The sequence below is a fragment of the Micromonospora sp. NPDC049203 genome, assembly GCF_043197215.1.
Classification (GTDB): domain Bacteria; phylum Actinomycetota; class Actinomycetes; order Mycobacteriales; family Micromonosporaceae; genus Micromonospora.
Window position 1 is genome coordinate 688324 of sequence record NZ_JBICSV010000003.1, and the last position, 20339, is coordinate 708662.

22 protein-coding genes are annotated in these 20339 nt (G+C 72.0%); 10 read left to right on the top strand and 12 right to left on the bottom strand.

The features are described from left to right. The first annotated feature begins 17 nt into the window (after positions 1–17). Positions 18–548 carry a SigE family RNA polymerase sigma factor gene (locus tag ACGFIA_RS12310; protein ID WP_357388838.1) on the top strand — a complete coding sequence of 177 codons (531 nt, stop codon included), beginning with the start codon at positions 18–20 and terminating at the stop codon, positions 546–548. Beyond that, positions 545–1984, top strand: a complete 1440-nt coding sequence (locus ACGFIA_RS12315) for a hypothetical protein (RefSeq protein WP_357388836.1) — start codon at positions 545–547, stop codon at positions 1982–1984. Before ACGFIA_RS12310 ends, ACGFIA_RS12315 begins: the two co-directional genes overlap by 4 nt. Positions 1985–2042: 58 nt before the next feature. Here the strand turns inward: ACGFIA_RS12315 and ACGFIA_RS12320 are convergent, their stop codons facing one another. Further along, entirely contained in the window at positions 2043–2810 is a 768-nt protein-coding gene (locus tag ACGFIA_RS12320) for a M23 family metallopeptidase (protein WP_357479947.1), read from the bottom strand. Between the two features lie 250 nt (positions 2811–3060). Beyond that, a complete protein-coding gene (locus ACGFIA_RS12325) occupies positions 3061–3771 on the bottom strand; it encodes a M23 family metallopeptidase (protein ID WP_357388832.1) in 711 nt (236 codons plus the stop codon). Between the two features lie 404 nt (positions 3772–4175). Here ACGFIA_RS12325 and ACGFIA_RS12330 point away from each other — a divergent pair, with 404 nt between their 5' ends. The 3 genes from ACGFIA_RS12330 to sucD all read left to right on the top strand — a co-directional run bounded on the left by ACGFIA_RS12330 (position 4176) and on the right by sucD (position 7086). After that, the gene (locus ACGFIA_RS12330) at positions 4176–4580 is read left to right on the top strand and encodes a cobalamin B12-binding domain-containing protein (RefSeq protein WP_357388830.1); all 405 of its coding nucleotides are present in this window, start codon (positions 4176–4178) and stop codon (positions 4578–4580) included. Between the two features lie 437 nt (positions 4581–5017). Further along, positions 5018–6196: an ADP-forming succinate--CoA ligase subunit beta gene (gene sucC / locus ACGFIA_RS12335; RefSeq protein WP_210896351.1), complete on the top strand. Its 1179-nt coding sequence runs from the start codon at positions 5018–5020 to the stop codon at positions 6194–6196. Positions 6197–6198: 2 nt separating this feature from the next. Further along, positions 6199–7086: a succinate--CoA ligase subunit alpha gene (gene sucD / locus ACGFIA_RS12340; protein ID WP_210896349.1), complete on the top strand. Its 888-nt coding sequence runs from the start codon at positions 6199–6201 to the stop codon at positions 7084–7086. 54 nt (positions 7087–7140) lie between these two features. Here the strand turns inward: sucD and ACGFIA_RS12345 are convergent, their stop codons facing one another. The 4 genes from ACGFIA_RS12345 to ACGFIA_RS12360 all read right to left on the bottom strand — a co-directional run bounded on the left by ACGFIA_RS12345 (position 7141) and on the right by ACGFIA_RS12360 (position 10312). Then, entirely contained in the window at positions 7141–7734 is a 594-nt protein-coding gene (locus ACGFIA_RS12345) for a hypothetical protein (RefSeq protein WP_357388827.1), read from the bottom strand. Between the two features lie 16 nt (positions 7735–7750). Then, on the bottom strand, positions 7751–8914 hold the full coding sequence (locus ACGFIA_RS12350) for a hypothetical protein (RefSeq protein ID WP_393259828.1): 1164 nt from the start codon (positions 8912–8914) through the stop codon (positions 7751–7753). A 65-nt stretch (positions 8915–8979) separates the two neighbouring features. Next, entirely contained in the window at positions 8980–9726 is a 747-nt protein-coding gene (locus tag ACGFIA_RS12355; RefSeq protein WP_357388823.1) for an ABC transporter ATP-binding protein, read from the bottom strand. A 187-nt stretch (positions 9727–9913) separates the two neighbouring features. Continuing rightward, the gene (locus ACGFIA_RS12360; RefSeq protein ID WP_357388821.1) at positions 9914–10312 is read right to left on the bottom strand and encodes a hypothetical protein; all 399 of its coding nucleotides are present in this window, start codon (positions 10310–10312) and stop codon (positions 9914–9916) included. Between the two features lie 683 nt (positions 10313–10995). Between ACGFIA_RS12360 and ACGFIA_RS12365 the strand changes: the two genes are divergently transcribed. Then, entirely contained in the window at positions 10996–11382 is a 387-nt protein-coding gene (locus ACGFIA_RS12365) for a hypothetical protein (protein ID WP_357388819.1), read from the top strand. Between the two features lie 91 nt (positions 11383–11473). On the opposite strand, the gene ACGFIA_RS12370 is transcribed toward ACGFIA_RS12365, so the two are convergent. After that, the gene (locus ACGFIA_RS12370; RefSeq protein ID WP_357388817.1) at positions 11474–11743 is read right to left on the bottom strand and encodes a DUF4190 domain-containing protein; all 270 of its coding nucleotides are present in this window, start codon (positions 11741–11743) and stop codon (positions 11474–11476) included. 158 nt (positions 11744–11901) lie between these two features. Here ACGFIA_RS12370 and ACGFIA_RS12375 point away from each other — a divergent pair, with 158 nt between their 5' ends. Beyond that, a complete protein-coding gene (locus ACGFIA_RS12375; RefSeq protein WP_357388815.1) occupies positions 11902–13188 on the top strand; it encodes a DUF6350 family protein in 1287 nt (428 codons plus the stop codon). 113 nt (positions 13189–13301) lie between these two features. On the opposite strand, the gene ACGFIA_RS12380 is transcribed toward ACGFIA_RS12375, so the two are convergent. Then, a complete protein-coding gene (locus ACGFIA_RS12380; protein ID WP_357388813.1) occupies positions 13302–13838 on the bottom strand; it encodes a DUF4190 domain-containing protein in 537 nt (178 codons plus the stop codon). A 35-nt stretch (positions 13839–13873) separates the two neighbouring features. Continuing rightward, positions 13874–14167, bottom strand: a complete 294-nt coding sequence (locus tag ACGFIA_RS12385) for a CD225/dispanin family protein (RefSeq protein ID WP_357388811.1) — start codon at positions 14165–14167, stop codon at positions 13874–13876. A gap of 180 nt (positions 14168–14347) precedes the next feature. On the opposite strand from ACGFIA_RS12385, the gene purN reads away from it, so the two are divergent. The 3 genes from purN (at position 14348) to ACGFIA_RS12400 (ending at position 17044) form a co-directional block, all read left to right on the top strand. After that, a complete protein-coding gene (gene purN / locus ACGFIA_RS12390) occupies positions 14348–14968 on the top strand; it encodes a phosphoribosylglycinamide formyltransferase (protein ID WP_357388809.1) in 621 nt (206 codons plus the stop codon). Continuing rightward, positions 14965–16539 carry a bifunctional phosphoribosylaminoimidazolecarboxamide formyltransferase/IMP cyclohydrolase gene (purH, locus tag ACGFIA_RS12395; RefSeq protein WP_393259834.1) on the top strand — a complete coding sequence of 525 codons (1575 nt, stop codon included), beginning with the start codon at positions 14965–14967 and terminating at the stop codon, positions 16537–16539. The genes purN and purH overlap by 4 nt, the downstream gene beginning before the upstream one ends. 151 nt (positions 16540–16690) lie before the next feature. Next, on the top strand, positions 16691–17044 hold the full coding sequence (locus ACGFIA_RS12400; RefSeq protein WP_357388805.1) for a hypothetical protein: 354 nt from the start codon (positions 16691–16693) through the stop codon (positions 17042–17044). Between the two features lie 220 nt (positions 17045–17264). Here ACGFIA_RS12400 and ACGFIA_RS12405 read toward each other — a convergent pair whose 3' ends face one another. The 3 genes from ACGFIA_RS12405 to ACGFIA_RS12415 form a co-directional block, all read right to left on the bottom strand. Further along, complete coding sequence (locus ACGFIA_RS12405; RefSeq protein WP_357388803.1) at positions 17265–18293, bottom strand: dipeptide ABC transporter ATP-binding protein; 1029 nt, start codon at positions 18291–18293, stop codon at positions 17265–17267. Beyond that, complete coding sequence (locus tag ACGFIA_RS12410) at positions 18277–19314, bottom strand: ABC transporter ATP-binding protein (RefSeq protein ID WP_357388801.1); 1038 nt, start codon at positions 19312–19314, stop codon at positions 18277–18279. The genes ACGFIA_RS12405 and ACGFIA_RS12410 overlap by 17 nt, the downstream gene beginning before the upstream one ends. 65 nt (positions 19315–19379) lie before the next feature. Further along, on the bottom strand, positions 19380–20336 hold the full coding sequence (locus tag ACGFIA_RS12415; RefSeq protein WP_357388799.1) for an ABC transporter permease: 957 nt from the start codon (positions 20334–20336) through the stop codon (positions 19380–19382). Positions 20337–20339: the final 3 nt, after the last annotated feature.

Here is a 20339-nt window from a genome sequence, read left to right on the forward strand (position 1 = left end):
TGCGACCTGGAGGTGGCGTGAGTCGCGACGAGGACGACGAACAGTTCCGGCTGTTCGTACAGGAACAGTGGGTGAGGCTGCTCCGGGCGGCCTACCTGCTGACCGGCGACCGGGGGACGGCCGAGGACCTGGTGCAGTCTGCGCTGGAGAAGACCCATCGGCGCTGGGGAAGGGTACTGCGCCGGGATGCGCCCGAGGTCTACGTACGCCGGGTGATGGTCAACACGGCGATCTCCTGGCGACGGCGGCGTCGGCCGCTGGAGGTGCCGCTGCTGGCCTCCGACACCACACTGACGCCGGACGAGTACGCGCAGGTGGAGCAGCGACGGTTGCTGCTCACCGCGCTGCGCCGGCTGCCGCCCAGGACCCAGGCGGTTCTGGTGCTGCGCTACTTCGAGGACCTCAGTGAGGCGGACACCGCTCGGGTTCTCGGCTGCTCCGTCGGCTCGGTGAAGAGCCAGGCGTCGCGCGGGCTGGCCCGGCTGCGGGTCGAGTTCGCCCCGCCCGCCCCTGCGTCCCCGGTACGGCTCCAGGAGGATCCGGCATGACCGAGAACTTCGCCCGTTCGACGCTCGGTCCCGCGCTGTGCCAGGCCGCGCACGGTGTCGGCGTACCCGAGGACCCGTGGCCGGGGTTCGCCCGGCGCGAGCGACGGCATCGGCGCAACCGGCTGATCCGGGCGGCTGTGGCAGCGGTCGTGGCCGCGCTCGTCGGGGTCCAGGCCAACGTGGTGCCCCTCCCGGGCTGGGCGCCCGGCATCGCTGTCGCCGCCGCCCCGGCGGCGCTGCTCGACGCGCCGCCCCGGGGCGCGCTCGCCGGCGACCGGGCCTGGCTGGACACGTTACGGGAGCGGATCAGCGCCGATCCGGCGATGGGCCGCCCCACCGCACTGGGCGGCTCGAAGGCGGACGGCTTCTGGAAGGTCGGGGATCGCGACCGGATTCGTCTGCTCTACGGCAGTGACCGGCCGGGCCGCCGGGTCGCACTGGTGGCGGTGCCGCTGCGGTTCGGCCTGCTCACCAAGGAGACGCTGGTCTGGTACGCGGGCCCGGCCGGGGCCGACGCCGCGCAGATGCGCTACGCCGGTCACAGCGAGGCCGCCGACGACCCGGTCATGACGCTGATGCAGGCCGGTCCGGACGGGGGCGGGTTCGCGGTCGTCGTCGGGCCCCCGGGCTCGACTGTGACGATCAGTGGCGACCCCCGGTACACGACGAGGGGAACGCTGGAGTACGAGGACATCGCGCGGGCAGACGGCAGCGGGGCCGGGTTCGCCGTCCTGCCTCCCGGGCCGCTGCGGCACGAACCCGTCGTCCGGGTCGGCGGCGACAACCATGTGCTCTTCCAGGGCGGTCTGGGCGGCGGCCCGTACGCCGGGATCGACCCGACCGGGCGGGAGATGGACGTCCTGCTCACCGCCGCCCGGCGGGGCGCCCGAGGCACGCCGATGGCCGACGCCGACCTGCGCGACGTCGCCGGATGGGCGCTCCTCGACAGCCGCCTTCCGGTGGCCGGGACGACGGTACGGGTGCTGTGGTCGGGCACCGAGGGTGGCCGGCCTGCCGCGCTGCTCACCGTGCAGCCCGCAGGCGGCGGGGTGATCGCGTACGCGATGCGCGGCGACCACCGCACCGGCTGGGGGACCGACCTGCGGCTGCTGCTGCCGGCCGAGGGGGCCGACCGGCGGCCGATCGGCTGGCGGATCCGGGCCGACGACGGCACCCGTCCGCCCACCGGCCAGGTGCGGGTGATCGCCCCGCCGGACGCGGCCCGGGTCACGGTCACGGTCGGCGGCGCACCTCCGGTCGCCGTCGCGCTCGACGCGTCGAAGGCGGGCACCACGCGGGTACCGCCGGACCAGCCGGCCACCCTCACCGCGTACGCCACCGACGGCAGCGCCCTCGGCGCCACTCCGGTGCCGCCGGTCGAGACGGACATGTCGGGCCTGCCCGGGGACAGCCCGGCCACCCGGGTGACCCCCTGACGAAACGAAGGCGTGGCCGAGCCGTCTCCGGCTCGGCCACGCCGATGGATCACCCGCGTCAGCAGGCCACGCTGATGCCCCGGGCACGCAGGAACGGCGCCGGGTCGATCTGGCTCCACATCGCGCCCTGGTGCACCTCGAAGTGCAGGTGCGGGCCGGTGGAGTCGCCGGTGGAGCCCTCGTAGCCGATGACCTGGCCGGCGGTGACCTTGTCGCCCACGCCGACGGCGAGCCGGCTCTGGTGGGCGTAGTGGGTCAGGTAGCCGTTGTGGTGGTCGATGAAGACCGAGATGCCGTACCCGTCGCCCACGTCACCGGCCTTGACCACGGTGCCCGCCGCGGCGGCGTGGATCGGCGTGCCGGCCGGCATGGCGAAGTCGATGCCGGCGTGCTGGGTGCCCCAGCGGGGCCCGTAGCAGGACGTGACGGCGGCACCCTTCATCGGGATGACCCAGGTCGGCTTCTTCGCCGCTGTCGTCTTCTTGGGCTTCGGCTTCGGCTTCGCGGCCGCCGTCTTCTTCGGTGCCGGGGTGGTCGCGCTCGCGCTCGGGCTCGGCGACGGGCTGGCCGGTACGGCGGACGGGGTGACCGGCTCACGGGCCGAGCGGTCGGCGCGGGCGGCGTCGTCGGCGCGGGCCGCTACGCCGAGGTCGACGGCGGCCGGCCTCGGGTCGGACGGGGCGGTGGTGACGACCACGCCTCCGATGCCGAGGCCGAGCAGGGCCACCGCGCCGGTGACCACGTAGACGGCACGCCGGGCGGGGCGCCGGTGCCGGGCGGGAGCGTTGTCCGGGGTGGGGCTGCTGTGCTGCACGGGATCCTTCATCGGTTCGAGGGGCACGTGACCTCGAAATACTGGTGTCGGCGCAGCTCGCAGCGGGTATCGGGGGTGCGGAGGCGGTGGCACGGGTCGTCGCGGCGCGTCCGGTTTCCCGCCGCGCGACCGGTTCGGTCGAAGAGACGATCTTCGACCGGCGTGGTCCCGCTCACACTCGCGGATGTGACGTGGGAGACATCGGCACAGACGAAACCGCCCGGACCGTGCGGTCCGGGCGGTTAAGAGGCGTTACGGAGCGTCAGGAAGCGGCTGCGTCGCTGTAGAACTCTTCGAGTTCGAGCTGAATGTTCACTCCGCGATCCTTCAGGTATGCCACCGGGTCCTGCGGCTGGCCCTTGACATGGATCTCGAGGTGCAGGTGGGAGCCGTAGGAGTGGCCGGTGTTGCCGACCAGGCCGAGCTGGTCGCCGGCCTTCACCTCCTGGCCTTCCTTGACCGTCACGGCGGAGGAGTGGCCGTAGATGGCCTCGCTGCCGTCGGCGTGCTCGACGATGACGGCGTAGCCGTAGCCGCCGAACCAGCCGGCCTTGGTGACGGTTCCGGCGTGGATCGCCTTGTAGGGCGTGCCCTCCGGGGCGACCAGGTCGACGCCGGTGTGCAGCTTGCCCCAGCGCATGCCGTAGGGGGACTTGAAGTCGTAGCCGTGCAGAGGCAGGAGCCAGGGGTCCTGCTCGGCGGCCTTGCTGTCGGAGCGGTCGGAGCGGGAGGCGGTGTCCGCGCTCTTGCCGCGGTCGGCGGCGTCCTGGCTGGCGACCGAGGCCTGCCGCAGCTCGTCGAGGACCGACGGGTTGACGCTCTTGGCGTCGGGGAGGGCGTTCGCGCCGATGGCGACGATGCCGGCACCGACGAACGCGGTGGTGACCACCGCGGCGTAGCGGCTCCGCGGGGGGGTGGGTACGCGGCGGCGGCCGCGATATCGATCGGGCTCAGACGACAGGCGCTGGCGCACGCACACCCTCCGTTGTCGGGGATCCGATGCGACTCCGGACCGCTCGGTGAAGCTCGGTTGAATCTCCGGTGTCGCGTCGTCACCCGTCCGTGGACTTGATGACAACCGTGGACACGTTAGCCAACCGCCACTCCTGTCACAAGCCGAAGCGCCGAAATGCCGATTCGTTATGTCCAAATCTATCCGGCCTTGTTATATCTCGTGCCGCCGGTCGGATGGCCTGCCGACTGCCCATTCGTCGCGGACAGTGACCGAACGGCGGAGGTGTCCGGCTTTCCGCATGCGAGCCCGGGCAGTAGAGGGGCGGGACCGGTTGTGGGACGGATCAGGCCCGGCTTCCCGCCTCCCGTCCGGGCGGGTTACCGTTCGTTCAGGTCAGGAGTGCCGGTGAAAGGTGTGCGCAGATGAGCTCTCGTATCCGGGTCGTCGTCGCGAAGCCCGGCCTGGACGGCCACGACCGTGGGGCGAAGGTGGTCGCCCGCGCCCTGCGTGACGCGGGCATGGAGGTCATCTACACCGGCCTGCACCAGACGCCCGAGCAGATCGTCGAGACCGCCATCCAGGAGGACGCGGACGCGGTCGGCCTGTCGGTGCTCTCCGGCGCGCACATGACGCTGTTCAAGCGCGTCGTGGAGCTGTTCGCCGAGCGCGACGCCACCGACATCGTGGTGTTCGGCGGCGGCATCATCCCCGAGGCCGACATCCCGGAGCTGGAGCGGCTCGGCGTCGCGAAGATCTTCACCCCGGGTGCGACCACCGGGTCGATCGTCGGGTGGGTGCGGGAGAACGTCGCCCAGCCGGTCGGCTGACCCGCCGGTCCGCGGCCCCCGCGTTCCCGGCTCCGGGCACGGGGGAGGGGCCGGACGCACCCCTCACACGCCCGGCCCCTCTATGCACGATGCCCCGCCGCCACCCCTCGACCGACAGGGCATCGGCCGCTCCCGTCGTCGCGCTTCACCAGCACGCCGACATCACACTCAACGACGCCCCCGACGGGCGGTTACGCCCCGGTCCGGACATCCCCCGTACGGCTGACGCCCGCCCGCGCCGGCGCGGCGGTGACCGGACCGGCCGGGCCCGGCCTGTGCATTACCGCACACCGCGCACCCGCTCGGTTGCCGCCCGTTCCCATCTCGTTAGGCTGCGGCAAATGGCCTGTCTCATCTGATGACAGGCGTCAAACTGATTTTCCGAAGCTGGTGGCGGCGCGACGGCGCGCCGCGGAGACGGGACGGGACGCGCAAACGTGGACCTGTACGAGTACCAGGGGCGGGACCTGTTCGAGCGGCACGGCTTGCCCGTGCTCGCCGGCGGCGTCGCCACTACCCCGGAGGAGGCCCGCGCGATCGCCGAACGCCTCGGCGGCCGGGTGGTCGTCAAGGCGCAGGTGAAGGTCGGTGGCCGCGGCAAGGCCGGCGGCGTGAAGCTGGCCGAGGGCGCGGAGGAGACGGTGGCCCGGGCCACCGACATCCTCGGCATGGACATCAAGGGTCACACCGTCCACAAGGTCATGATCACCGTGACCGCGGACGTGGCCGAGGAGTACTACTTCTCTTACCTGCTCGACCGGGCGAACCGCACCTTCCTCTGCATCGCCAGCGTGGCCGGCGGTATGGACATCGAGCAGGTGGCGGCCGAGACCCCGGATCGGGTCGTCAAGGCGCCCATCGACGCCAACACCGGCGTCGACGAGGCGAAGGCCCGGGAGATCGTCACCGCGGCCGGCTTCCCGGCCGAGATCGCCGACCAGGTCGTCGACGTCGCGGTCAAGCTGTGGCAGGCGTTCGTCGCCGAGGACGCCACGCTCGTCGAGGTGAACCCGCTGGCCACCACCAAGGACGGCAAGCTGCTGCTCCTGGACGCCAAGGTCACCCTGGACGAGAACGCCGCGTTCCGGCACCCGGACCACGAGGCCCTTGTCGACCAGGCGTCGGTGGACCCGCTGGAGCAGGCCGCCAAGGCCAAGGACCTCAACTACGTCAAGCTCGACGGCGAGGTCGGCATCATCGGCAACGGCGCGGGCCTGGTCATGTCCACGCTCGACGTGGTCGCGTACGCGGGCGAGCGGCACGGCGGCGTCAAGCCGGCCAACTTCCTCGACATCGGCGGCGGCGCGAGCGCCGAGGTGATGGCGAACGGGCTGGAGATCGTGCTGTCCGACCCGTCGGTCAAGAGCGTCTTCGTCAACGTCTTCGGCGGCATCACCGCCTGCGACGCCGTCGCCAACGGCATCGTGCAGGCGCTGGCGCTGCTGGAGCAGCGCGGCGAGAAGGCCACCAAGCCGCTCGTCGTGCGCCTCGACGGCAACAACGCCGAGGCCGGCCGGGCGATCCTCGATGGCGCGGCCAACCCGCTGATCCAGCGGGTCGACACCATGGACGGCGCGGCCGAGCGGGCCGCCGAGCTGGCAGCTGCGGGGGTCTGACAATGGCTATCTGGCTGACCAAGGACTCCAAGGTCATCGTGCAGGGGATGACCGGTTCCGAGGGTTCCAAGCACACCCGGCGGATGCTCGCCGCCGGCACCAACGTGGTCGGCGGCGTGAACCCGCGCAAGGCCGGCACCACAGTCGACTTCGACGGCACCGAGCTGCCCGTCTTCGCCTCCGTCGCGGACGCGATGAAGGAGACCGGCGCGGACGTCACTGTCATCTTCGTACCGCCGCAGTTCACCAAGGCCGCCGTGGTCGAGGCGATCGACGCCGGCATCGACCTGGCCGTGGTGATCACCGAGGGCGTGCCGGTGCACGACACCGCCGCGTTCTGGGCGTACAACAAGTCCAAGGGCGAGCGGACCCGGATCATCGGCCCGAACTGCCCGGGCATCGCCTCGCCGGGCGCGTCGAACGCCGGCATCATCCCGGCCGACATCACCGGCTCCGGCCGGATCGGCCTGGTCAGCAAGAGCGGCACGCTGACCTACCAGATGATGTACGAGCTGCGCGACATCGGCTTCTCCACCTGCGTCGGCATCGGCGGTGACCCGATCATCGGCACCACCCACATCGACGCCCTGGCCGCCTTCGAGGCGGACCCGGAGACCGACGCGATCGTCATGATCGGCGAGATCGGCGGCGACGCCGAGGAGCGGGCGGCCGAGTTCATCAAGGCCAACGTCACCAAGCCGGTGGTCGGCTACATCGCCGGCTTTACCGCCCCGCCCGGCAAGACCATGGGCCACGCCGGCGCGATCATCTCGGGCTCGGCGGGCACCGCCGACGCCAAGAAGGCCGCGCTGGAGGCGGTGGGCGTCAAGGTCGGCAAGACCCCGACCGAGACCGCCAACCTGATGCGGGAGCTCATGTCCGGCCGCTAGGACAATGGCAACAGTGAGTGCGGGGGCGGCCCATCGGGCCGCCCCCGCACTCGTTCATCGTCCGACGTGGCGCGTCGGTCGAGGATCCCGGACGAGAAGCGCGATCGCCGCCAGCAGCGCTGCCGACGCCAGCAGCCAGGACCACAAGTCGTCGGCGGGAGCCTGCATCACGCGGAGGTGGCCCGAGCCGCGCACGCTCGGACCGATGGAGTTGGTGAGCACGACGACCAGCGCGATCGCGCCGGCACCGGCTTCGGCCGAATGCAGCGCGGTCAGCACGGCCGCGGTGCCGGACAGCAACATCAGATTGCGGACGGCCAGGGCAGGCATGCCGTCCGTGGCCACAGCAGCGGCTCCGAGCGCGAGCGCCGAGAGCATCACCGTACCGGCGACGAGTGCGGCGTCCCAGCGGCCGATCGACCTGTGACACGCCGCCTCCACCGCGCGTGCCCGGGACGAGAGACCGTGGGCCAGTGCGATCACCACGGGCAACGGCAGGAAGATCGCCCAGGGGGTGGAACTCGACCCCCCGCCCAACACGGCGGGAAGCTCCACGACACGTTGGCCGAGGAGGGCTGACAGCACCGCCATCCCGGCGATCCACAGAAAGATCATCTTGGCCCGGCGCGTCTTCAACCAGTTCGTCATCAATCTGACCTGCCGATCATCCGCCGCATTTCGCGTCGAGCAGGGCTCGCTGCTTCAGATACCACTGTCTTTGCTCGTCGGGGGGCAGGGCGAACACCGAGCTCATGGTCGAGTCGGAGGGGTCGATCGGGCCCAGCCGGGACTGGATCTCCGCCTCGGTCATTCCTGACTTCCGGCTCAACCAGCGCAGAGCGCCGTTGTACACCCCGTGCACCTTGGCGTCCTCGGCGCTGCCGACCACACATCGTTGCGGGTCCGGCAGCAGCGCCGTGGCGACGGTGAACCGGCGATCCGCGTCAGTCGCGTAGGAGGCCGCCTCAATGCGCAGCGCACCGGTCGGGTGGAGTGGCGACTCGCTGTAGGCGTCCGGCATGTTCAGGCCGGCCTTCTCCAGGCTGGCCCGGACAGCCGTGAACAGTCTGACCTCGGCCGGTAGTTGATCGGCGTGTTCGGGCCAGACGCAGACCGTGATCTTCTCCGTCGCGCAGACCGGCTGCTCGGCTCGAACCTGAACGGTCAGGGCACCAGCGGGTGACTCGACGAGTGCGCTACCCGCAGCCACGCCGACCGCCACCACCACGCCGAGGCCGAGACTGAACGGGCGGCCCTTGAGCCGGGTCGCCAGCAGGATGAGAACGCCCAGGGCCCAGACGGCGGCGACGCCGATCGACGCCCGGTAGACCAGCGTCGAGAGTTGCTGTTCCGGGGTGCAGCAGGTGACGAACGTGGAATTCGCGTACCTCAGCCAGTACGGGCTGACGCCGGCCGGCACCACATGCCAGAGGAACAGCGCGACGGCGGGCGCCGAGAGGGCGATGACCCGGGGAAACGCCTGGCCGGCTGCCGCACCGAGCACGAAGCTCGCCAGTAGGGCGACCAGGGTGGTGACGGTCATCCCGACGGCCTGGGGATCCCACGGTACGACGCGAGCCGCCCCGAGAGCGACGAGTTGCGCGAGTGCGGCGGCCGCGAACAGCGGCCAGAGGGCCAGGAACAAAGCGGCTGGCCGCCGCCGAACCGGTTCGTGGGCGCGGAGGAAGCCTCGGAGGGCATGCGAGCGGTCTGCGGTCCAGGCCGCCAGCAACGGCGACAGCAGGACGAGACTGCGGTGGGCGGCGGCGACTCTCGGGAGCGGGTAGTCGTCAACGGCCGAGGAGGCGGTGGTGTAGGCGACCACCACCGCGGAGATCATCAGCACCGGCAGCGCGAACAGCCCTCGGCTCCAGCGGAGGCTGACCAACGGGTTCAATGGTCGAGTCCGGGCAGGAGCGAGGCGAAGACCTGCTCGGCCGACGTACGTCCGTTGCTGCCGTCTGTGCTCAGCGCGTGGAATTCGGCCTCCGAGCCGTCGAAGACGACCTTTCCCCGCACCAGCATCGCCACCCGGTCGAACACGTCGGCGATGTCATCGATCTGGTGGGTGGAGACCACCAGGCCGCAGCTCGGCAGGTCGAGCAGGACCCTGCGGAAATTGGCCCGCTGGACCGGATCGAGACCGGCGGTGGGCTCGTCCAGCAGCAGGAAGTCCGCCTGAAGGACCAGCGCTTCGGCCAGGCCGAGCCGCCGCAGCTGGCCGCCGGAGAGGGTTTCGGCACGCGCGGCCGACTTCTCCGCGAGCGCCACCTGCTCGACGGCGGCCAGAGCCCGTCGCCGGGCCTCGGACTCCCTTAGCCCGCCGAGCCAGCCGGCGTAGGTGATCTGCTCGAGCACGGTGAGCCCTCGGATGGCGGTGACGTCCTGGGGCATCCAGGCCACCCGACGGCGGAGGCCGCGGCCGTCCGTGCGCCGTCCCTGCTCGTCGGCGACAAAGACCCTGCCCTTGCGTGGTCGGTGGATGCCGGCCAGCAGCCGCAGCAGCGTGCTCTTGCCGGCGCCGTTGGGCCCCAGCAGGATGGTCCGCGTGGCCGCGGGCACCTGCCATGTCAGATCCTCGATCACCCGCTGCCCCCGGAACCGGTAGGAGAAGCTGAGGTCCTCGGCGATCAGCGCCATGCGCGCCTCCTCTGTGGTGCCCGTGCCGGCCCAGGAATGTTCGGGATGTTGCGACGGGGGCCGGACCGGGAAGCCGCCCTTCGCCGACACCAACGCCGCGACGGCAGCGCGGATGCATCCGCGCTGCCGTCGACGGGTCCGGTCCTCACCAGGCCGTGCCCGCGGTCGGACAGAAACTCTCGGCTGGTCAGTAAACTACACTGACATAGCTGACCGAGAGGCCCTGCGTTCCGGTGCCGGTGCTCTTGATGGTGAAGTGGTAGTTGCCCTTGGCGACATCCCCGAAGTAGAGATAGCCACTGCTGTTCTGGCAGTAGATGGTGCCTCGCTTCACCTCGGTGTCCGGTCCCAGATCCTCCCGGTAGACCGCCACTGTCGGATTCGCGTTGCAGCCCGAGAAGTACACGTATCCGTTTACGGAATCCTTGTTGTTGTCGTACCAGGTGCGCGACTCGAATCCGTTTCCCGCCCCGCTGATGCTGCTGTTCCACGAGGCTTCGGCGTAGGCGGCGCCGGACACGCCGACCGCCGCGACCGTGCCGATCGCGATTCCGGCGAGTGCGAGCCTGGCGCTTCTCTTGTTCATCTCTTTCCCCTTCGGTCCGATCCACGGAAAAGCCAGCGAAAGGCACCCGGATGGGAGGGGGTCAACGAATAGACCGGTGCGTACCGGTCGATTCGAGATCATGCGAGATTGATGCGTACATCTGCCGCTTTGAGCCCCCCGTGGGCCAACGCTGAGCGAGACGTTATCCGATGCCAAGCAATACCGTCAATGGTCAACGTTCGTGGCGTCGAGCCGCGGCCGGCAGGCGGGCGAGGTTGGGGAGGGGATGGCGCGAGCACCTGGTCGCGCGGGAGTGCCGGGGTGGTTGGCTCGATAATGCAGCTAAAAGGGCCGTGGAATAGGACAAATTCCGGCGCCTGGCAACCGCTTTGTCGGCCATCGGTCACGACGGGCGTCGGGACGGCACCCCCCCGCCGGCGTGTCAGGGGCCGCCCCCTGTCGGCGCAGATCCACCAGCGATACGACAGGGTCGCACGCGTGCGTCCTGTATTGACTATCTTGCTTGACCTCGGATAGCGTCTCGCTCAGCGTTGGCCCACGGGGGGCTCAAAGCGGCAACTGCACGCGTCATTCCTTCGACCTCTTTTCCGATCGGCGCGCGACGGTCGGCGCACTGGTTCGTCGAAGGAAACCGTACGCAATTCCCCCTGCTGTCCCGGCGCCAGTCGCTGGCTTCGTCCATGGCTCGGAAGGGGAAAGAGATGAACAAGAAAAGCGCCCGGCTCGCACTCGCCGGAATCGCGATCGGCACGGTGGCGGCGGTCGGGGTGTCAAGCGCCGCCTACGCCGAAGCCTCGTGGGAGAGCAGCATCAGCGGGGCGGGGAGTGGATTCGAGTCGCGTACCTGGTACGACAACAACAAGGATTCCACAAACGGCTACATCTGGTTCCGTCAGTGCAGCTACAACCCCACGGTCGCGGTATATCGGGAGGCCACGGGCCCGGACACCGAGGTGAAGCGGGGCACCATCAGCTGCGTCGGCGGTGACGGTTACCTCTACTTCGGCGACGTCGCCAAGGGCAATTACCACTTCACCATCAAGAGCAGCGGCACGCTCAACGTCAGCCGAGTGGTGGTCAGCTACTGACGGGACTCCCACCGGGTCAGACACTCCCGGGGCAGGTCCATCGGAATCCGGTGGACCTGCCCCGGGAGATCGGCTTTCCGGCCCTGGCCCTTCAGCGGTACCAGTACGGGTAGTACGAGTTGCCTCGGGCGCGCACGATGGCGCTGGCGACGATGTTGATCACGCCGAACGCGACGCCCAGCCAGCCGAGCAACTGCGACCTGCGGTTGCGCCGGGCGTCGCGGATCGACAGCGCGCCGAAGACGATGCCCAGGATGCCGCAGCAGAACAGGCCGAAGACGATGCCGAGGACGCCCCAGAGCGTGGTCCGGTCGCGGCCGACGGCCGGTGGCGGCGGTGGCGGCGGATACGGAGCGTGCACGGCTTCCTCCGGGCGGTCGGCGCCGCGACGGGAACGGTCGCGTCTGAGGCCGAGGCTAGACCGGATCACCGCCGCCCGGCCGGGGTTCGGCGAACTCGCCACGCTGCCGACCCGGTATCGGACTGCCGTCCTTCGCGCGGCGTGCCAGAGTAGACACGATGTCACGCGTCACCCCTGACCAGCCCCGCCGTCCGGCCACCGGTCCCTCGGCCGGCGTCCGGCCGCCCGGCCGCGCCCGTCCGGCCGCGCGGGTGCCCGCGCCCCGATCGGGTGAGGAGCCACGCAGCCGGGCCCCGCTGCCGGTCGCCGCCGGGGTGGCCGCGCTCTGGGCGGCGCTGACCTCCTGGCTGCCGGTCTCCGCGGTGCTGGGCCTCGCCCAGCTCAGCGAGGACGCCGGGTCGTTCGGCGGCGCGTTGCGCGCCGGCCTGGCCGGCTGGCTGCTCGGCCACGGGGTCCCGTTGCAGACCACCGCCGGGCCGCTGGGCCTGGCGCCGCTCGCGCTCAGCGCGCTCGCCGTCTGGCGGCTCACCCGCGCCGGGGTGCACGTCAGCCGGGCCGTCGGGGCGCGCGGGGCGGGCTCGCCGCGCCAGGCACTCACCGTCGCGGTCGCCGTCGGCATCGGGTACGCGCTGCTCGGCGCGCTCGCCGCGTTCGCTGTCGACGCGGGCGGCCTGCGGGTCTCCCCGGTCACTGCCGCGCTCACGTTCGCCGTGTTCGGCGTGGCGGGCGCGCTGGTCGGCGCGCTGCGCACCACGGGCGCCTGGGCGCTGCTGGCCGCGCGCTGCCCACCACCGGTGCGCGACGGCCTGCGTACCGGACTGGTAGCGGCGCTGCTCCTGTGTGGCGCGGGCGCCGGTGCGGCCGGGCTGGCGGTGGCCACCGGTGGCGGCGACGCGGCCGACATGATCGGGGCGTACCAGACCGGGGTGGCCGGTCAGGCGGGCGTCACCCTGGTCAGCCTCGCCTACGCGCCGAACGCCACCGCCTGGTCGGCCAGCTACCTGCTCGGTCCCGGGTTCGCGGTCGGCACCGACAGCGCCGTACGCACGAGCGAGGTCTCCGTCGGCGCGCTGCCGGCCGTACCGCTGCTGGCCGGCCTGCCGCGCGGGCCGATGGACGGGCTGGGTGGCGCGTTGCTGGCCGTGCCGTTGCTGGCCGCGATGGCGGCCGGCTGGCTGCTGGCCCGGCGGCTGCTGCGCACGGCGGCCGAGGAGCGGTCCGAGGTGGGCTGGCCGGCGCTGCTGCTGCCGGCCGTGCTCGCCGGGCCGGTCGCCGGCGCGCTGCTCGGGCTGTTCGCGGCGGCCTCCGGCGGGTCGCTCGGCGGCGGCCGGCTGGCCGAGATCGGCCCGTCGCCGTGGGCGGTGGCAGCGGTGGCCACGCTGGTCATCGGGGTGGGCGCGGTGCTCGGCGCCGCCGCCACCCGCACGCTGACCCGCGCACGCTGACCCGCCGCCACCCCGCACGCTGACCCGCGCCCGCCGACCCGTCGTCGTCACCGAGGGCGACAGACGCGTCAGGGGCGCCCACCGGTCGGTGGACGCCCCTGACGGGGGGACGATCAGGGCTGGGCCGGCAGGCTGACGTTGGCGACCACGCTCAGGATGATCAGGACGATGCCCAGGCCGGCGCCGATCGCGCCGCAGATCAGACCGGTCTTGGCCTGACCGTCGTTGTTGGCGAGCCCCTGCGCGGCCTTCTGGCGGCCCAGGTAGCCGGTGACGACCGCGGCGATACCGAGCGGGATGCCCAGGTAGAAGCAGCAGACCATCGGGATCGAGGCGATACCGAGGATCATCGACACGAGGCCCAGCGTGTTGTTCGGGGCCTGGCCCGGTCCGGCCGGGTAGCCGGCGCCCGGGTACTGCGGCGCGGCGCCGTACGGCTGCTGCTGCGCGTACGGGTCCTGGCCGTAGGCGGGCTGACCCGAGGTGGGCTGGCCGTACGGCTGTCCCGAGGTGGGCTGCTGCCCGTACTGCGGCTGCTGGCCGTACTGCGGGGCCTGCGGCGGCTGGGCGTACGGGTCGTGCGGCTGAGCGTTCGGATCCTGGTTCGGCTGCTGGCCGTACGGGTCCTGTCCGGGGTAACCGGGCTGCATGTCTGGGTGCTCCTCAGATCGGTTCGGGTTGTCGGTCAGTTTGTGCTGCTGCCACTGACGAGACCGGCCAGGCCGCCGAAGAGGCAACACACCACGATGATGCCGATCCAGACCAGGCCGACGATGAGGGCCCACTTGGACCACTTCTTGGACTCGGCGGCGGCGGCCTGGGCGCCGGCGTAGTCACCCTGCTGGATCAGCGGGTTGACCTTCGACGCGTTGATGATGGCCGGGATCGCGAGCGGCCAGAACAGGAAGATCGCGACGATGGACATCGTCATGTTGTTGTCGATCTGCTGCGGCTGCTGCTGGGGGTATCCGGGCTGCATGCGAAGTACTCCTCGGTCCGACGGCACGCGGCGTGCCGGGTTCTACGTGGGGGTGCGGGCCGGGCGCGAGACCGGACACCGGGCGACCGGCAGCGTACCGCGATCATGCCACCGGCGAGGTCAGCCGATGGGCTGCCGCCCCGCAGCCGAGCCGCCTGACCTGCCCGATAGGGTTACCCGGTGACCGAGCCCGCGTCCGTCGCCCGCCTCGTCGTCCTCGTCTCCGGCTCCGGCAGCAACCTCCAGGCGTTGCTGGACGCCACCGCCGACCCCGGGTACGGCGCCCGGGTGGTCGCCGTCGGCGCCGACCGGGACGGGATCGCCGGCCTGGACCGGGCCGCCACCGCGGGTGTGCCGTCCTTCGTCGAGCGCGTCAAGGACCACCCCACCCGCGCCGACTGGGACAAGGCGCTCACCGCGCGGGTCGCCGAGCACCGGCCCGACCTGGTCATCAGCGCCGGCTTCCTCAAACTGGTCGGCCCGGAGTTCCTGACCGCGTTCGGCGACCGCTACCTCAACACGCACAACACGCTGCTGCCGGCGTTCCCCGGCATCCACGGCCCCCGCGACGCGCTGGCGTACGGCGTGAAGGTCACCGGGGCCACCCTGTTCTTCGTCGACGCCGGCATGGACACCGGCCCGATCGTGGCCCAGGTCGCCGTGCCGGTGCACGACGACGACGACGAGGACACGCTCACCGAGCGCATCAAGTCCGCCGAGCGGCGCCAGCTCGTCGAGCAGGTCGGCCGCCTGGTCCGTGAAGGTTGGACGATCACCGGCAGAAAGGTCACCATCCCGTGAACGCCACTGAGGACGCCGGCCGCCGCCCGATCCGGCGCGCGCTGGTCAGCGTCTACGACAAGACCGGCCTGGCCGAGCTGGCCCGCGCCCTGCACGAGGCCGGCGTGGAGATCGTGTCGACAGGGAGCACCGCTTCGACGATCGCCGGCGCGGGGGTGCCGGTGACGCCGGTCGAGCAGGTCACCGGCTCCCCGGAGATCCTCGACGGGCGGGTCAAGACGCTGCACCCGAAGATCCACGGCGGCCTCCTCGCCGACCTGCGCAAGGACGCGCACGCCGCCCAGCTCGACGAGCACGGCATCGCCGGCATCGACCTGCTGGTCTCCAACCTCTACCCGTTCCAGGCCACAGTCGCCTCCGGCGCCGACGCCGACGAGTGCGTCGAGCAGATCGACATCGGCGGTCCGGCGATGGTGCGGGCCGCGGCGAAGAACCACGCCTCGGTGGCTGTGGTGACCGACCCGGCCGCGTACCCGGCGGTGGTGGACGCGCTCGCCGAGGGTGGGTTCACGCTGGCCCGGCGCCGGGCGCTGGCGGCCCGTGCGTTCGCCGACATCGCCGACTACGACGTCGCGGTGGCCGACTGGTTCGCCACCACCGTGTCGCCGGCCGAGGACGGCTGGCCGCGGTTCGCCGGGCTGGCGTTGCGCCGCCAGGCGGTGCTGCGGTACGGCGAGAACCCGCACCAGGCGGCGGCGCTCTACACCGACCCGGGCGCGCCGGCCGGGCTGGCCCAGGCCGAGCAGTTGCACGGCAAGGAGATGTCCTACAACAACTACGTCGACGCGGACGCCGCCTGGCGGGCCGCCAACGACTTCCCGGACCAGCCGGCGGTGGCGATCATCAAGCACGCCAACCCGTGCGGCATCGCTGTGGGCGCGGACGTCGCCGAGGCGCACCGCAGGGCGCACGCCTGCGACCCGGTCTCCGCGTTCGGCGGCGTGATCGCGGTGAACCGGCCGGTCGACGCGGCGCTGGCCGGTCAGGTCGCGGAGATCTTCACCGAGGTGCTTGTGGCGCCCGGCTTCGACGAGGACGCGCTGGACCTGCTGCGGGCCAAGAAGAACCTCCGCCTGCTGCGGGCGCCAGCGTTCGCCGTGCGGCCGGCGGAGTGGCGGCAGGTCAGCGGCGGCGTGCTGGTGCAGACGCGGGACGCGGTCGACGCACCCGGCGACGACCCGTCCGGCTGGACGCTGGCCACCGGCGACCCGGCCGACGAGGCGACGCTGCGTGACCTGGCGTTCGCCTGGCGGGCGGTACGCGCGGTCAAGAGCAACGCGATCCTGCTGGCCCGCGACGGCGCCACCGTCGGTGTCGGCATGGGACAGGTGAACCGGGTGGACTCGGCGCGGCTGGCCGTCAGCCGGGCCGGTGACGAGCGGGCCCGCGGCTCGGTCTGCGCCTCGGACGCGTTCTTCCCGTTCGCCGACGGTCCGCAGATCCTCATCGACGCCGGGGTGCGGGCGATCGTGCAGCCGGGCGGCTCGATCCGCGACGAGGAGACCATCGCGGCCTGCAAGGCGGCCGGCGTCACCATGTACCTGACCGGCACCCGGCACTTCTTCCACTGACCGGTCCGGCCCGGCCTGTCCGGGCGCGTCGGTCGTCCACACGACTGACGCACCCGGACGCCGGGCCGTTGCCCGCCGCCGGAGGCGGTTGCTAGCGTGTGCGCGGCGACGATCGAGCGTCTCCGCTGTCTGTGAGCCCGGCAGGTGTGCCATGCGCGTTCGCGACCGGTTGATCGCCGTCGTCGTCACGCTGGCGTTCGTCCTGGCCGGACTGGGATCGGCCGCGCCGCCCGCTGCGGCCACCGCCTCGGCGAGCGGAACGAGCGCTGTCGCGCTGCGTGCCCCGTACCCCGGAATCTCCTGGTCGGAGCTTGTCGCCGGGCCGTGGCACGACCACGGCGGCGGCCTCGGCTACACCGACGGCCCGGACGACCTGGCCCCGGCCGCGCTCCCGCGCGTGGCCGGCCCGGTCGTGCCGGAGCCGGTCGCGTCCGCGCCCCGGCCGCCGGTCGTGCCGCTCCCGCCGCGTGGCCCGCTCGCCGCGCGCGCCCCGCCGGCCGCCTGAGCCGCACCGAACCCCGCAGCCCGCACCGGGACGCCGCGTCGGCGCCGCACCGGAACCCGCCGCGTCGACCCGGCGGTTCCGCCGCGAGCTGCCGTGCGCCGGTACGGCGGCGCGCCTCACGCCGCCGGGCCCGCTCGGGTTCGTCCGGGTCCGCCTTCCGCACGCGTGCCCGCATCGGAGGCCCCGCCCCCTCTTCCTCCGGGGGACGGGGCCTTCGTCGTCACACCTCGGTGCGCACCTCGGCGAAGTGGCAGGCGCTGGGGTGCGGGTCCGCCGCGCGGGGCACCGCCTGCGGGTCCTGCGTCGCGCAGACCTCCTCGGCCTTCCAGCAGCGGGTCCGGAAGTGGCAGCCGGACGGCGGCTCGGCCGGGCTGGGCACGTCGCCGGTGAGCCGGATGATGGTCCGCCGGTCGCGGGCCTCCGGGTCGGGCACCGGCACCGCCGACAGCAGCGCCTGGGTGTACGGGTGGGTCGCGCGCTGGTAGATCTGCTCCTCGGTGCCGATCTCCACGATCCGGCCCAGGTACATCACCGCGACCCGGTCGGAGATGTGCCGCACCACCGACAGGTCGTGGGCGATGAAGATGTACGACAGCCCCAGCTCGTCCTGGAGCTGCTCCAACAGGTTGATCACCTGGGCCTGGATGGACACGTCGAGGGCCGACACCGGCTCGTCGCAGACGATGATCTCGGGCCGTAGCGCGAGCGCCCGGGCGATGCCGATGCGCTGCCGCTGGCCGCCGGAGAACTGGTGCGGGTAGCGGTTGACGTGCTCCGGGTTGAGCCCGACCACGTCCAGCAGCTCCTGCACCCGCTGCCGCCGGCTGCGCTTCGGCGCGACGTCGGGGTGGATCTCGAACGGCTCGCCGACGATGTCGCCGACAGTCATCCGCGGGTTCAGCGAGGTGTACGGATCCTGCATCACCATCTGCATGTTCCGGCGCAGCCGGCGCAGGTCCGCCCCGGTGGCCCGGAGCAGGTCGCGTCCCTCGAGCGTGACCCGCCCGGCGGTGGGCGTCTCCAGGCGCATGAGCAGCCGGGCCAGCGTCGACTTGCCGCACCCGGACTCGCCCACCACGCCGAGCGTCTCACCGCGCCGCAGCTCGAACGAGACGCCGTCGACGGCCTTGACCTGGCCGATGGTCTTCTTGAACAGCACGCCCTGGCTGATCGGGAAGTGCTTGACCAGCTGGTCGACGGCGAGGATCGCCTCGCCGCGCACCTTCGCGGGTTCAGCCGTCGCGGTCATCGTGCACCTCCTGGGCGAAGTGACACGCGCTGGTCCGACCGTCGCCGAGCACCAGGTCGTGCGGCACCTCGTCCACGCAGACCGGCTGGACGTACGGGCACCGGGGGTGGAACGGGCAGCCGGACGGGATCGCCATCAGGTTCGGCGGCAACCCGCGGATGCTGGACAGCGCCTGGCCGCGCACGTCCAGTCGCGGGATCGACTCCAGCAACCCCTTCGTGTACGGGTGGGCCGGTGCCCGGTACAGCGCGTGCACGTCGGCGTGCTCGACGATCCGGCCCGCGTACATGACCGCGATCCGGTCCGCCACACCGGCGACCACGCCCAGGTCGTGGGTGATCAGGACGAGCGCCATGCCGAGATCCCGGCGCAGGTCGGCCAGGAGGTCCATGATCTGCGCCTGCACTGTGACGTCCAGCGCCGTGGTGGGCTCGTCGGCGATCAGCACCTTCGGGTCCAGCGCCAGCGCCATCGCGATCATGACGCGTTGCCGCATGCCGCCGGAGAACTGGTGCGGGTAGTCGCCGAGCCGCTTCGCCGCGGCCGGGATCCGGACCAGGTCCATCAGCTCGACGGTCCGCCTGCGCGCGTCGGCCCGCGACATGCCGGCCCGCTCGCGCAGCGACTCGCCGATCTGCCAGCCGACCGGGAAGACCGGGTTCAGCGCCGACAGCGCGTCCTGGAAGATCATCGCGATCTCGGCGCCGCGGATCTGCCGGCGCTCCTCCTCCGGGCGGGCGAGCAGGTCCCGCCCCTGGTAGAGGATCTGCCCGCCGCGCACGTACGCGGGCGGGGTGTCCAGGATGCCCATGATCGCCTGGGCGGTGACGGACTTGCCGGAGCCGGACTCGCCCAGCACCGCGAGCGTCTCACCGGCGTCCAGGTGGTACGTCACCCCGTTGATCACGCGCGCCACGCCCTCCCGGGTACGGAACTCGACGTGCAGGTCCCGTACCTCCAGCAGGTGCCCGCCGGGCGGGGTGGGTGAGGCCGGCGTGGGCCGGACCGCGTTCTGCGTCATGGCTGTGCCTGCCTTTCGCTCGCGACTGCGGGGCTCGCTGCGCTCACTCCTCGCGCTCGCACGGGTCACCGCAGCTTCGGGTCGAAGGCGTCGCGGATCGCGTCGCCGAGCATGATGAAGGCGAGCACGGTCAGGGCGAGGAACGTCGACGGCACGATCAGCGGCGTCGCGGACTCGCGCATGTGCACCCGCCCGGCGTCGATGTCGATGCCCCACGAGATGGTCGGCGCCTTCAGGCCGATGCCGAGGAAGCTCAGCGTCGCCTCGGCCGCGATGAACGACCCGAGCGCGATGGTGAGCACCACGATGGCCGGGGCGAGCGCGTTCGGCAGGATGTGCCGCCACATGATCCGGCCGTTGCCGGCTCCGAGCATCCGGGCGGCTGCCACGTAGTCCTGCTCCCGGGCGGTGATCACCGAGGAGCGGACGACCCGGGCCGCGGTGGTCCAGCCGAGCAGCGCCAGCACGAGGATCACCGCGAAGAGCCGTACCGTGTCGCCGCTGGTGCTCACGCGCTTGAGCAGCACGATCGCGGCCAGCAGCAGCGGGATGCCGAGCACGATGTCGATCACCCGGGACAGCACCGCGTCGACCCAGCCGCCGAAGTAGCCGGCGACCATGCCGACGACGAGTGCGATCACACCGGTGATCAGCGCGGAGAACGCACCGACGAGCAGCGAGGCGCGAGCGCCGTAGACGGCCCTGGCGAACGTGTCGCAGCCCTGGAAGTCGTACCCGAAGACGGCCCCGCCGGACGGCCCGGCGTGCTGCCGGGAGAGCACGCAGTCGCGCGGGTCGTTGGCGGCGAACAGCCCGGGCGCCACGGCCATGGCGGCGACCAGCACCACCAGCAGCAGGCTGATCCAGAAGACCGGGTTGCGGCGCAGGTCACGCCAGGCGTCCCCGGCCAGGCTGCGGGCCCGGTCCGGCCGCCCGGCGCGGCCGGGCGTGCCCGGTTCGCCGGAGACACCGCGCCGCGCGGCCTGGTTCTCGGTCGCCGCGACCGTCTCGAAGTCACTCACGGC

Coding starts and splice junctions, on each gene's coding strand:
- ACGFIA_RS12320 (WP_357479947.1), bottom strand. CDS start 2,810: ATGAAGGATCCCGTGCAGCACAGCAGCCCCACCCCGGACAACGCTCCC.
- ACGFIA_RS12355 (WP_357388823.1), bottom strand. CDS start 9,726: ATGGCGCTGATCGCCGAGGACCTCAGCTTCTCCTACCGGTTCCGGGGG.
- ACGFIA_RS12360 (WP_357388821.1), bottom strand. CDS start 10,312: ATGAACAAGAGAAGCGCCAGGCTCGCACTCGCCGGAATCGCGATCGGC.
- ACGFIA_RS12365 (WP_357388819.1), top strand. CDS start 10,996: ATGAACAAGAAAAGCGCCCGGCTCGCACTCGCCGGAATCGCGATCGGC.
- ACGFIA_RS12375 (WP_357388815.1), top strand. CDS start 11,902: ATGTCACGCGTCACCCCTGACCAGCCCCGCCGTCCGGCCACCGGTCCC.
- ACGFIA_RS12405 (WP_357388803.1), bottom strand. CDS start 18,293: ATGACCGCGACGGCTGAACCCGCGAAGGTGCGCGGCGAGGCGATCCTC.
- sucD (WP_210896349.1), top strand. CDS start 6,199: ATGGCTATCTGGCTGACCAAGGACTCCAAGGTCATCGTGCAGGGGATG.
- ACGFIA_RS12315 (WP_357388836.1), top strand. CDS start 545: ATGACCGAGAACTTCGCCCGTTCGACGCTCGGTCCCGCGCTGTGCCAG.
- ACGFIA_RS12385 (WP_357388811.1), bottom strand. CDS start 14,167: ATGCAGCCCGGATACCCCCAGCAGCAGCCGCAGCAGATCGACAACAAC.
- ACGFIA_RS12330 (WP_357388830.1), top strand. CDS start 4,176: ATGAGCTCTCGTATCCGGGTCGTCGTCGCGAAGCCCGGCCTGGACGGC.
- ACGFIA_RS12345 (WP_357388827.1), bottom strand. CDS start 7,734: ATGACGAACTGGTTGAAGACGCGCCGGGCCAAGATGATCTTTCTGTGG.
- ACGFIA_RS12410 (WP_357388801.1), bottom strand. CDS start 19,314: ATGACGCAGAACGCGGTCCGGCCCACGCCGGCCTCACCCACCCCGCCC.
- ACGFIA_RS12400 (WP_357388805.1), top strand. CDS start 16,691: ATGCGCGTTCGCGACCGGTTGATCGCCGTCGTCGTCACGCTGGCGTTC.
- ACGFIA_RS12380 (WP_357388813.1), bottom strand. CDS start 13,838: ATGCAGCCCGGTTACCCCGGACAGGACCCGTACGGCCAGCAGCCGAAC.